This window comes from Winogradskyella sp. PG-2, assembly GCF_000828715.1.
In the GTDB taxonomy this organism is placed as follows: Bacteria; Bacteroidota; Bacteroidia; order Flavobacteriales; family Flavobacteriaceae; genus Winogradskyella.
Genome location: NZ_AP014583.1, coordinates 3,766,447 through 3,779,497 on the forward strand (window position 1 = coordinate 3,766,447; position 13,051 = coordinate 3,779,497).

12 protein-coding genes are annotated in these 13,051 nt (G+C 32.0%); 11 read left to right on the forward strand and 1 reads right to left on the reverse strand.

The window, feature by feature from the left end; all coding sequences use genetic code 11:
- Window positions 1-5: 5 nt before the first annotated feature.
- Complete coding sequence (locus WPG_RS16910) at window positions 6-521, forward strand: hypothetical protein (RefSeq protein ID WP_045474874.1); 516 nt, start codon at window positions 6-8, stop codon at window positions 519-521.
- Window positions 522-592: 71 nt separating this feature from the next.
- A complete protein-coding gene (locus WPG_RS16915) occupies window positions 593-2,425 on the forward strand; it encodes a Xaa-Pro dipeptidyl-peptidase (RefSeq protein WP_045474876.1) in 1,833 nt (610 codons plus the stop codon).
- Here the strand turns inward: WPG_RS16915 and WPG_RS16920 are convergent.
- Window positions 2,422-3,063, reverse strand: coding sequence for a protein-L-isoaspartate(D-aspartate) O-methyltransferase (locus WPG_RS16920; protein WP_045474878.1), 642 nt, complete (start codon window positions 3,061-3,063; stop codon window positions 2,422-2,424). The two genes, WPG_RS16915 and WPG_RS16920, sit on opposite strands and share 4 nt — an antisense overlap.
- 153 nt (window positions 3,064-3,216) lie before the next feature.
- Here WPG_RS16920 and WPG_RS16925 point away from each other — a divergent pair, with 153 nt between their 5' ends.
- The 9 genes from WPG_RS16925 (at window position 3,217) to miaA (ending at window position 12,841) form a co-directional block, all read left to right on the forward strand.
- The gene (locus WPG_RS16925; protein WP_045474880.1) at window positions 3,217-4,176 is read left to right on the forward strand and encodes a Gfo/Idh/MocA family protein; all 960 of its coding nucleotides are present in this window, start codon (window positions 3,217-3,219) and stop codon (window positions 4,174-4,176) included.
- Between the two features lie 81 nt (window positions 4,177-4,257).
- Entirely contained in the window at window positions 4,258-5,148 is an 891-nt protein-coding gene (locus WPG_RS16930) for a 3-hydroxybutyryl-CoA dehydrogenase (RefSeq protein WP_045474882.1), read from the forward strand.
- A gap of 36 nt (window positions 5,149-5,184) precedes the next feature.
- Entirely contained in the window at window positions 5,185-5,811 is a 627-nt protein-coding gene (locus WPG_RS16935) for a M23 family metallopeptidase (protein ID WP_045474884.1), read from the forward strand.
- A 1-nt stretch (window position 5,812) separates the two neighbouring features.
- On the forward strand, window positions 5,813-7,051 hold the full coding sequence (locus WPG_RS16940; protein WP_045474886.1) for a DUF1015 domain-containing protein: 1,239 nt from the start codon (window positions 5,813-5,815) through the stop codon (window positions 7,049-7,051).
- The gene (locus tag WPG_RS16945; protein WP_045474888.1) at window positions 7,041-7,700 is read left to right on the forward strand and encodes a YggS family pyridoxal phosphate-dependent enzyme; all 660 of its coding nucleotides are present in this window, start codon (window positions 7,041-7,043) and stop codon (window positions 7,698-7,700) included. Before WPG_RS16940 ends, WPG_RS16945 begins: the two co-directional genes overlap by 11 nt.
- A gap of 68 nt (window positions 7,701-7,768) precedes the next feature.
- On the forward strand, window positions 7,769-9,139 hold the full coding sequence (locus WPG_RS16950; protein ID WP_045474890.1) for an exonuclease domain-containing protein: 1,371 nt from the start codon (window positions 7,769-7,771) through the stop codon (window positions 9,137-9,139).
- A complete protein-coding gene (locus tag WPG_RS16955) occupies window positions 9,136-11,082 on the forward strand; it encodes a DUF3857 domain-containing protein (RefSeq protein ID WP_045474892.1) in 1,947 nt (648 codons plus the stop codon). Before WPG_RS16950 ends, WPG_RS16955 begins: the two co-directional genes overlap by 4 nt.
- Before the next feature lie 24 nt (window positions 11,083-11,106).
- Complete coding sequence (locus WPG_RS16960; protein WP_045474894.1) at window positions 11,107-11,940, forward strand: ion transporter; 834 nt, start codon at window positions 11,107-11,109, stop codon at window positions 11,938-11,940.
- Window positions 11,933-12,841, forward strand: a complete 909-nt coding sequence (miaA, locus tag WPG_RS16965) for a tRNA (adenosine(37)-N6)-dimethylallyltransferase MiaA (protein ID WP_045474897.1) — start codon at window positions 11,933-11,935, stop codon at window positions 12,839-12,841. Before WPG_RS16960 ends, miaA begins: the two co-directional genes overlap by 8 nt.
- Window positions 12,842-13,051 lie beyond the last annotated feature (210 nt).

Below are 13,051 nucleotides of genomic sequence, written 5' to 3' on the forward strand. Positions count from 1 at the left end.
ATAGAATGAAAAAACTATACTTTATTCTGTTTCTAATAACTTTGGGCCTTAATGCGCAAGAAACAAAAGACTACTCAAAACAAGTAGTTACGATAGACAGCATTATTGAAACACTCTATTCTGTAATTTCAGGCGATGCTGGTGTAGAACGCGATTGGGATTTATTTAAACATCTGTTTCATAAAGATGCAAAATTGATTCCTAGTGGTAAATCTAAAGACGGAAAACATGTAGCACGATATATCACACCAGAAGAATATATTAAGTCTTCAGGAAAATGGTTATTAGAAAATGGGTTTCATGAAGTTGAATTAAATAGACAAACTCAAACCTTTGGTAATATAACACAAGTCTTCAGCACCTATGAATCTTTTAAAAGCAAAAGTGATGCAGAACCATTTATGAGAGGGATTAATAGCATCCAACTTATGTATGATGGAGAACGTTGGTGGATTATTAATATCTATTGGATGCAAGAGTCTGAGAAAAACCCTATCCCAAAAGTGTATTTGCCAAACTAATCTTAAATAGTATTTGACTTGTTAGTTTAACTCCTTATTTTTATCAGACTATTTTATGAAACAATTCTGATATGATATCCTCATTAAAATCAAATTCAATACTCACACTAGCATTAGTATTTTCTATTTTAAGCTGTGCCCAAAACACCACAGAAAAAGCCACTCCAATTTTTAAAGATGGAGAAGCACAAATTGTCGAAGCCTTTAAAGATTCTAGTAAATGGCTTCGTCACGATTTATGGGTAGAAACTGAGTTTGATACTGATGGTGATGGAGAACCAGATCGTATGCACGTGTCTGTAACACGACCAGAGCAAACAGAAACTGAGGGTTTAAAACTTCCTGTTATTTATGTATCTAGTCCATATTTTGCTGGTGTCGCTGGAGATGCTCCAGGAACCATGTGGAATGTAAAACACGAGCTTGGAGGCATAGGAGAAGAACGTTTTCATCCTGAAGTAACACGTCGTGGACAACGACCAATTATTTCAAACTCACATATAAGAAAATGGGTGCCTAGAGGTTACATTGTGGTACATTCATCATCTCCTGGAACAGGCTTATCAGATGGAGCTCCTACTATTGGTGGACCAAATGAATCCTTAGCTCCAAAAACAGTTATAGATTGGTTATGTGGAAGAGCAACAGGTTACACAGAACGTGCTGGAAAAGAAAAAGTAAAAGCAAGCTGGTCAACAGGAAAAGTAGGTATGACTGGTACGTCTTACAATGGAACTATCCCATTGGCAGCAGCAACAACAGGAGTTCAGGGTTTAGAGGCTATTATTCCAATAGCACCAAATACGTCTTATTATCATTATTACCGTTCTAACGGTTTAGTACGTTCTCCAGGTGGTTATTTAGGAGAAGATATCGATGTACTTTACGATTTTGTACATAGTGGTGCTGAAGATAAAAGAGCATACAACAACAAAACCGTTAGAGATACTGAAATGATGAATGGTATGGATAGACAAACTGGAGATTATAATGACTTTTGGGCTGGACGCGATTACCTCAATCAAATGGATAATATGAAAGCAGCTCTACTTATGTCCCATGGATTTAACGACTGGAATGTAATGCCAGAGCACAGTTACAGAATCTACAAAGCAGCTAAAGAAAAAGGATTGCCAACTCAGATTTACTACCATCAAGTAGGCCATGGAGGTCCACCTCCTACATCTATGATGAATCGTTGGTTTACAAAATACCTTCATGGAATTGATAATGGTGTAGAAAAAGAAGAAAACAAAGCTTATATCGTAAGAGAGTATGACGATAGACAACTGCCAACAGCTTATAAAGATTACCCTAATCCTGATGCTGAAGATGTAACATTACATCCTATTAAATCTGGTGCATTAGAACTTATTCAACCAAAAAGTTTAGCATTACAATCACTTACTGATAACGTAGAATTTAGCGGATCTGATTTAGCAAAATCAGAAGATTCAAATCATCGCCTATTATATAAAACCATAACCTTAAAAGAAGATTTACATATTTCTGGAGTTGCTAAAGCTAGAATCACCTTGGCAAGCAATAAACCAGCTGCCAATCTTTCAGTATGGTTGGTATCTTTACCTTGGCAAGATGGAAAAGAATTTAAAATTACTGATAACATTATAACTCGTGGTTGGGCTGACCCAAAAAATTACAAGTCTTTAACAAATGAAGAAGATTTAGTACCAGGTAATTTTTATACTGTGAATTTTGATTTACAACCAGATGATCAAATTATAAAAGCTGGGCAACAAATTGGTTTTATGATATTTTCTAGTGATAAAGAATTTACACTACATCCAAAATCGGGAACGGAATTAACTATACAATTACATAAAACGAGTTTAATACTTCCTATAGTTGGTGGTTCAAAAGCCTTTAAAAAGGCAACGAACTAGTTTTTATCCTCAAGTAAAGGGACAAAACGGAATTTACCAAACTCTTGTTTTTCGAATTCCTTTGGTCCTTTTCTAATAAATAAAGTCATTGTTTGTACATCATCACCAACAGGAATCACTAATCTGCCTCCAACTTTTAATTGACTTAATAATGGATTAGGTACAAAAGGTGCACCAGCAGTAACAATAATACTATCAAAAGGAGCTTCTTCTGGTAAACCTTTATACCCATCACCAAAAATTAACTTCTTGGCTCTATAACCAATCTTGGGTAAAAACTTTGAGGTTTTTTTAAAAAGCTCTTGTTGTCGCTCAATACTATAAACTTTAGCACCAAGCTCAATTAAAACAGCACATTGGTAGCCGCTGCCTGTACCAATTTCAAGAACTTTGTCACCTGCTTTTATTTGTAATAATTCAGATTGAAAAGCAACAGTATAGGGCTGAGAAATAGTTTGATCTGCACCAATTGGAAATGCTTTGTCTTGATAAGCATGGTCCAAAAAGCCAGAATCCATAAACAAATGCCTAGGTATTTTGCCAATAGCCTTTATAACATCTTCAGCTTTTATTCCTTTACCAATTAGTACTTCAACTAATTTTTGGCGCATACCTTGGTGCTTAAATGTATCTTTCAAAAAGTGTAGTTTAGTTTATGCTAAATTAATTTAAAGTCTTTCAAGTTCAAAGTAAGAAGTTAAACTTTATTTAGTTATTGATTTCTCAGGAATTTATATTTTCTTTTTCAAATTTCTGATTCAAAACGACTATTTTTGTTAAAAACTGAAAATATGCTAAAAGCTGGTGTTCTTGGTGCTGGTCACCTTGGTAAAATTCATCTTAGACTCTTAAATCAATCAGAAAAATATGAGCTCGTAGGATTCTATGATGCTGATGCTGAAAATGCAAAACTCGTAGTCGCAGAATTTGGTTATACCTATTTTGATTCTATTGAAGCTTTGATAGATGCAGTTGATGTTGTTGATATTGTAACTCCAACGCTTTCGCATTACGATTGTGCAAAACAAGCTATCAAAAAAGGGAAGCATATCTTCATAGAAAAACCAATTACAAATACAGTAGAAGAAGCAGAAACCATTAGAACTTTAGTTGCTGAACATGGTGTTAAAGGGCAAGTTGGGCATGTAGAACGTTTTAATCCTGCTTTCATTGGAGTGAAAGAACAAATCGAAAATCCAATGTTTATTGAATGTCATAGGCTCGCAGAATTTAATCCTCGTGGTACAGATGTTCCTGTGGTATTAGATTTAATGATTCATGATATAGATATTATCCTCAGCGTTGTAAATTCACCTGTAAAGCATATATCAGCTAGTGGTGTTTCTGTTGTTAGTGAAACACCAGATATTGCAAATGCACGTATAGAATTTAAAAATGGTTGTGTAGCTAATCTTACTGCAAGTCGTATTTCTCTTAAAAACATGCGTAAAACACGTTTCTTTCAAAAAGATGCCTATATCTCTGTTGATTTTTTAGAAAAGAAATGTGAAGTTGTAAAAATGAAAGACGCACCAGAAAATCCAGGTGATTTTGATATGATTCTTCAAAATGCTGAAGGTGTTAAAAAACAGATCTATTTTGATAACCCTCAAATAGAGAATAACAATGCCATTTTAGACGAATTAGAAACTTTTGCTGATGCTATAAACAATAACACCAAGCCTATTGTAACTCTGCATGATGGTACTGAGGCATTACGAGTAGCAACTATGATTATTAACCAGTTCTAGTTGTCTCTAAATTGAGCATCTCTTAATAAGAGTAAAACAAAATATTCCTGCTTTCGCAGGAACTGAAAATATAATTTTTTAATGAAAAATATAGCAGTTATAGGAGCAGGAACCATGGGAAATGGTATCGCCCACACATTTGCGCAATCTGGATTTAAAGTTCAGCTTATAGATATTAGTGAAGTATCTCTAGAACGCGGATTGGCAACAATCTCTAAGAACTTAGACCGCATGGTTGCTAAAGAAAGAATTACTGAAGCTGATAAGTCAGAAACTCTAGGAAATATCAAAACATTTACTAATACTGCAGATGGTGTTAAAAATGTTGATTTAGTAGTTGAAGCAGCCACTGAGAATATAGATTTAAAACTAAAAATCTTTAAACAACTAGATGAGGTCTGTGATAAAAATACTATACTGGCTACGAACACATCATCAATATCTATTACACACATAGCAGCCACAACGTCTCGACCAGAAAAAGTAATTGGAATGCATTTTATGAATCCCGTGCCAATTATGAAATTGGTAGAGATTATTCGTGGTTATAACACGAGTGATGAAGTGACTAGCACTATTATGGAATTATCTAAAACTTTAGGTAAAGTTCCAACAGAAGTAAATGATTATCCAGGTTTTGTGGCAAACAGAATCTTAATGCCAATGATAAACGAATCTATTGAAACACTTTATAATAATGTTGCTGGTGTAGAAGAAATCGACACGGTAATGAAGTTAGGAATGGCACATCCAATGGGACCATTGCAACTTGCTGATTTTATTGGTTTAGATGTATGCTTATCTATTCTTAATGTGATGTACGATGGATTTAAAAATCCAAAATATGCACCTTGTCCATTATTAGTAAACATGGTAAGAGCTGGTAAACTTGGATTGAAATCTGGTGAAGGTTTTTATGATTATTCTGAGAGTAGAAAAGCAGAAAAGGTTTCTAGTCAATTTTCTAAATAAAAACAGTCGCTGTTTTCAGTTGTGTGTTCTATTTATATGAAATATCTTGTTATTTATAGTTTTATCTTATTTGGATTAATATCTTGTGAACAACAAGTAAGTAAAACTCACAACGTAACTGAGGAACTAACTGATAATTCAGTGATTGAAAAAGAAGAACAAAAAGACTACAAAACACTAATTAAGGAAGACTCTATACACATATCTAAAGCTTTTGACTTTCCTGTAGGAAAACCAAATGCTAATGGTTACTACAACGCACAAAAATTCCAAGAAAATAATCATTTAGGTGAAGATTGGAATGGTGTTGGGGGTGGAAATTCTGATTTGGGAGATCCAATTTATGCGATTGCAAATGGTTATATTAGTGAAACCAAAGATTATGAAGGTGGTTGGGGAAATGTAATTAGAATCGTTCATTTATATAATAACAAACTTTATGAATCCCTTTATGCCCATTGCGATTCTATTTTGGTTGAGTCTAACCGATTTATAAAGAAAGGAGAACAAATAGCAACAATTGGAAATTGTAATGGTGCTTATTATGCTCATTTACATCTCGAAATAAGAGATGATATTGATTTAGATATTGGTGGTGGTTATTCTAATGAGACAACAGGATATTTAAATCCAATAGAATTTATAACTAAAAACAGAAATTGAATTGGCTAAGATAATTCCATTTAAAGCAGTTAAGCCAACAAGAGCTATTGTAGGTCTTGTTGCGGCACGTCCTTATCAAAGTTATACAGTAGATGAGCGCGAATCGAGAATGGACTACAATCCATTTAGCTTTCTTCATATTGTAAATCCTGGTTATAAATATGACAAGGTAATTACTGGTAAAGAGCGTTATAAATTGGTTAAAAATCGCTATTCTGAATTTAAGGAAGATGGTGTGTTTGTAACTGATAAAACACCATCATTATATGTTTATAAAATTGTAAATAGACATGGTCAGGAATTTAGCGGAATTATAGCTGCAACAAGTGCCGAGGATTATGAAAATGATGTTATTAAAAAGCATGAAGACACAATTGCAAAGCGCGAGCAAACGTTTAAAACCTATATACAAACTGTAGGTTTTAATGCAGAGCCTGTGCTTCTTACCTATCCAGATAACGATACCATATCTAATATTATAAAAGAGACTCAAAAGGAACATGCTGAATTTGAGTTTACCATGACCTACAGAGACACTCACTATTTGTGGAAAATAGATAATGAAGCGATTATTGAAACAATTCAATATGAGTTTAAACAAATGGAGACCATTTATATCGCAGATGGTCATCACCGAAGTTCTTCATCTTATCTGTTATATAAGGATGAGAAAGAGAAAAATCTAAATCATAATGGTGATGAATCTTATAATTTCTTTATGTCGTATTTAATTCCAGAATCTGATTTGGTAATTCATGAATTTAATAGGTTGATTAAAGATTTAAACGGTTTAACTAAAGAAGAATTTTTAATAAAACTAGATACGGCTTTCAGAATAGAAAATAGAGGATCGTTACCTTACAACCCATCAAAGCCACATCATTTTAGTATGTATTTAGATGGTGAATTCTATTCGTTGTATTTGAGAAAAGCAAATTATGAGTTTAAAACAGCTCTTGATGAATTAGATGCACAGTTATTATACAAAACTATCCTCCAGCCTATTCTAGGAATTAATGATTTACGACAGGATTCTCGAATTGAATATGTTAACGGAAGACACGAAATGATTACAATTAAAACTAGTGTAGATAGTGGAGACTTTGTTGTTGGTTTTGGTATGTGCCCTTCTAATGTAGAGCAAATGAAACAAATTGCTAACGAAGGTTTAAAAATGCCACCTAAGAGTACGTATATATTACCAAAACTAAGAAGCGGAATCACAATTTATGAGTATTAGTATAAACCTACAAGAGATAAAGTCTTCAATACCAGAGAGCATCACATTGGTTGCCGTTTCTAAAACTAAACCTGTTAGTGATTTAATGGAAGCATATGATGCTGGTCAGCGAATTTTTGGCGAAAACAAGATTCAAGAAATGGCTGAGAAGTATGAAGAAACGCCAAAAGATATTCAATGGCATATGATTGGCCATGTTCAGCGAAACAAGGTGAAATATATGGCCAAATTTGTTAGCCTAATACATGGAGTAGATAGTCTTAAACTATTGAAAGAGATAAATAAGCAAGCAAAAAAACATAATCGTGTGATTGATTGTTTACTTCAAATTAAAATAGCTAAAGAAGATAGTAAGTTTGGAATGTCTTTTAATGATGCCTCCGCTCTACTGCAATCTAATGAGTTTTCAGAATTAAAACATGTTAGCATTGTTGGCTTAATGGGAATGGCAACATTTACTGATAATTTATCTCAAGTTGAGACGGAATTTAAATTGCTAAAATCTACGTTTAAAATACTTAAAATACTAAACCCCAAACTCTTAACTATTTCTATGGGTATGAGCGGTGATTACAAATTAGCAATTGACTGCGGAAGTACAATGATTAGAGTTGGTAGCAGTATTTTTGGATCAAGAAATTATCAATAGATTTCTTAAATTATACCTTATACTTTTTTTAATTTAGTACTTTTAAATTAAACATTTAATTCAGAGTTATATACGCAATACTAGACATAGAAACCACAGGTGGTAAGTATAATGAAGAAGGCATAACAGAGATTGCTATTTATCAGTTTGATGGGCATAAAGTCACAGATCAGTTTATATCTTTAGTTAATCCAGAGCGTGAGATTCAACCTTTTGTTGTCAACCTTACAGGCATTAACTCTAATATGCTTAAAAATGCGCCAAAGTTTTATGAAGTTGCGAAACGTATTGTAGAAATTACCGAGGATTGCATTATCGTTGCTCACAATTCATCTTTTGATTATAGAATTCTTAAAACTGAGTTTAAACGCTTAGGATTTCCTTTTAAACGTAAAACATTATGTACTGTTGAGCTTTCAAAACAGTTAATACCAGACATGGAATCTTATAGTTTAGGAAAATTAGCTCGTGCACTTGGTATTCCTGTTAGTGATAGACATCGCGCTAATGGTGATGCTATGGCAACTGTGAAATTATTTAAGATGCTATTGCATAAAGATTTAGAGAAAGTCATTATCAAAGATGCTGTTAAAGTTGAACAGAAGTCTAACATTGCGCCTAACCTTAAACAAATCATTGAAGAACTACCTTCGGATACTGGCGTTTATTACATTCATAATGAAAAAGGAGAAATAATATATATAGGAAAAAGCAAAAATATAAAGAAAAGAATAACGCAACATTTTACAAATAAGAGTTCAAAATCTAAAAAGATTCAAACTTTAGTAAGTGCAGTTACTTATGAAAAAACAGGTAGTGAACTTGCCGCACTATTAAAAGAAAGTGAAGAAATTAAAAAGAATAAACCCATTTTTAATCGTGCATTAAGACGAACCATATTTACACATGCTTTATATAGCTATGTAGATGAAAATGGTTACATCAATCTAAAAATTGATAAAGCGAATGGTAAAGAAATACCAATAACGACTTTTAGCACCAGATCTAGCGGAAAACATTTTATGTTTAAAGTTGTTGAGAATTATAACCTATGTCAAAAATTGACTGGATTATACACTACAAAAACTAGTTGCTTTAATTATGATGTTAAAGAATGTCTTGGTGCTTGCATTACTGAAGAGTCTTCGGAAGAATATAATAAGCGTATAAATTCCCTTATACATAAATATAGTTACGATAATAAGAATATACTCATTATAGATCGTGGTCGTGATATAGAAGAAAAATCTGTTTATTTAATAGAGAATGGGATTTTTAAAGGCATGGGGTTTTTCGATTTAAATCATCAGATTAATAACAGAGATGTATTGCAGTCTTTAATTACTCCAATGGAAAACAACAGGGATAATCAACATATTATTCAGAGTTATATGCGACGTAATAAAAGACTTAAAATTATTGAATTACAAGACCAATGAAACTAAGAATATTACTATTTATCTTCTTATTATCTTCCTTTGTATTTGCACAAAATTTTAACTCTGCTATGCCAGTTTCAAAAAGTGATGTAGAGACTAATTATTATGCAAAAGATTCTACAGCTAATGCTCTAGTAATTTATGACTACGGAAACAGTTTTGTAGATAAAGAAACATTTTGGCTTAGAGTACAAATAAAACATAAGACAAAAATTCTAACTGCAGAAGGAAGAGATCGCGGTGAAATCGAAGTAAGACTCTATAAAGGTAAGTCCTCTGAAGAGAAGATTAAAGATATTAGAGGTGCTACTTATAATCTGGTTAATGGAGAGATAGTTAAAACAGAATTATCATCTAATGCAATTTTTAGAGAAGAAAACGAAAAATATACGCTTGTTAAATTTGTTCTACCTAATGTTAAAGTCGGCAGTGTTATAACTTATAGTTACGAAACACAGTCTCGTTATATGAGTAAGTACCAACCTTGGTATTTCCAAGGTCAGGACCCTGTTTTGTATAGTGAATACAATACAAGCATTCCTGGTAATTATGAATATAATATAAAGTTAGTTGGTGGGATAAAACTAGATTTACAAGACACAGGTCTTAAAAAAAATTGTATAAAAATTAATGGCAGTGTTGGTGCTGATTGCGCTACTGCAAAATATATAATGAAAAACATACCAGCATATAAACCTGAAGGTTATACTACAACCTCATTAAATTATATAGCAAGAATTGAATATGAACTAAAAGTAGTAAAGCATTTTGATAGCCGTGTTGACAAACTCACTAAGACATGGGCAAACGTAGATAAAGAACTAAAAATAGATAAGGATTTTGGAAAGCAAATAAGTAAAAAAAATATAATAAAGAAAGTTTTACCATCAGGAATATCTTCAATTAATAATGAATTAGATAAAGCTATTGCTATATATAAATTTGTCTTAGATAGTTATAAATGGAATGGTAAATCAGAGCGATATGATGTTTCCATAAAAAACTTAATTAAGGAAAAAGTTGGTAGCTCTTTTGAAATTAATCTACTATTAGAAAACCTTTTAACAAGTCAAGGTTTTAAGGTATACCCTATCCTAATTTCTACTCGTGGTAATGGGCTGGCAACAAAAGTTTACCCAGTTCTTACAGATTTTAACGATGTGATTTTAAAGACAATAATTGATGGTAAAGATTATTTTTTAAATGCAACAGATCCATATTTATCTTTTGGAGAATTGCCATTTAAATGTTTAAATCAATACGGAAGATTAATAGGCTTTGAAGATGGTAGCTATTGGGAAAATATAGAAGTAAATGAGTTTTCATCTAGACAACATAGAGTAAACTTACATTCTTTTAAAGATGATATTTTTCAAGGTACAATTGAAAGCAAATTTACAGGTTACCATGCTCATAATGTAAAAAAGAAATTTGATGAAGGTCAAAAAGATTATAAAGCAAAAAAGGCTGATAATTATTCTGATATTATTGTAGAAGAGCATAATGTCATAGATTTTGATAAAACCAAAGTTGATTTTAATGAAAAGATTAACTTCACTTTAGAGCCAGAACTGATAGGTAACAAAATCTATTTAAACCCCTTTTTAATTAAATTTTTTGAAGAGAACCCATTTAAATTACAAGAACGTACCTACCCTATTGACTTCGGTTACAAAGACGTCTACAATTATATCATGAAAATAGATTTAGGTGAGCATTTAAAAGCGTTAGAAATACCTGGTAACATAACATATGCCTTACCAAATAAATCTGGTTCCTTTATTTTTAATGTGGAATCTAAAGATAATGAGCTTATTATATATTTTAAAGTGAAATTTAACTTCGCTATTTATGCTTCAGAATTTTATAGCTACTTGAAGAATTTTATGAATAAAATTGTTGTAACGCAAAAGAACACAATCATAGTGTTAGAAAAACAGTAGTTTTACTTTTTGTACTTTTAAGTCATGGAATCTCAGAACAAACATACTTGGAAAACCAAACTTCATGAAATTATTTATGAAGCTGACACTCCTGCTGGAAAGTTATTCGACGTCATTCTATTAATAGTAATTATAGCTAGTATTGTTTTAGTAATGCTTGAGAGTGTTGATAGTATAGATAAGAATTACCATAACATTTTAATAAGTTCAGAATGGATTATTACTATCCTCTTTTCTCTAGAATATATTGCACGTGTAATTACCGTTAAAAAGCCTATAAAGTACATTACAAGCTTTTATGGTATTATTGATTTACTATCTACAATACCTATGTATCTATCATTCTTTTTTGTCAGTTCAGGTTCGTTTGTAGCATTTAGAGCATTACGCCTATTACGTGTATTTAGAATTTTAAAACTTACAAGATATATTGGTGCTTCAACACAATTTGTAAGAGCGCTAAAAACAAGTCGAGCAAAAATAGCAGTGTTTTTATCTTTTGTAATTATTCTGTGTATTATTCTTGGTACTGTAATGTATTTGGTAGAAAGTGAAAAAGGAAGTGGATTTACAAGCATTCCAAGGAGTGTATATTGGGCCATAGTTACACTAACAACTGTTGGATATGGTGATATAGCGCCTGCAACACCTCTTGGTCAGTTTATTGCTTCTATAATTATGATTATGGGTTATGGTATAATAGCTGTGCCAACTGGGATTGTTTCTTCTGAAATGACAAAAGCAAATAGGGATAATGTTCCTACTAATACACAGTCTTGCTTAAATTGTCTTGCGAGTAACCATCGTGATGATTCACAATTTTGTCATAAATGTGGACACGAATTACACCATGACTAATACACTCATTTCTATAGTTGGACCAACTGCTATCGGTAAAACTGCCTTGAGTATTAAACTGGCTCAGCGTTTCAATGCTGAAATTATTTCTGCAGATTCACGTCAGTTCTATAAAGAAATGAATATTGGTACAGCTGTGCCATCATTGGAAGAGCTTAATTATGTAAAGCATCATTTTATTCAACATAAATCTATAGAAAGTAACTATAACGTTGGGGATTTTGAACGCGATGCAATTATAAAGATTGAGGAGTTACATCAAAAAAATCCTTTTGCAATAATGGTTGGTGGATCGGGATTATACGTAAAAGCTGTAACAAAAGGTTTAGATTATTTCCCAGAAGTAGATGATAAAGTTAGAACTAAACTTAATTTAAAATTTGAAACAGAAGGTATAGAATCACTACAAGAACAACTAAAGTTACTCGATCTTAAAGCATACAATACAATAGCTATTGATAATCCTCAGCGTCTTATAAGAGCTTTAGAAATTTGTATTGGCACAAATAAACCTTATTCATCTTATTTAACCAATTCAAGTAAGAATCGTGCATTTAAATCTATTAGTATAGGGTTAAATGCTGAACGCTCTGTTATCTACGAAAGAATTAACCAACGTGTAGATCTAATGATTGAAAATGGTTTGCTGAAAGAAGTTGAAGCACTCTTACCTTATAAACATTTAAATGCCTTAAATACCGTTGGATATAAAGAACTCTTTCAGTATTTTGAAGGACACTGTACATTAGAATTTGCCATTTCAGAAATAAAAAAGAATACAAGGCATTTTGCCAAACGTCAGTTAACTTGGTTTAGAAAAGATGATGCTATTATATGGTTTGATTATAAAACTGAGTTAGAAGATATTCTAAAACGATTAGATTTTTATTCTAAGAAATAGAAAAACCTTATTCTAGTTTTATAAACTCAGTGATTTATTTTCAATTAAGAAATAACCTATAAAGGTAAAAATTAAAATTCCTAATCCATCAGCAATAAGATCTGCAATATCTAGAGTACCATTAGGAAAAAATGCCTGACTTAGTTCTTCTAGTAAAACAAAAACCGAAACTAAAACAGTACCTAGAGGTAATTTTTGTCAGAATCTGAT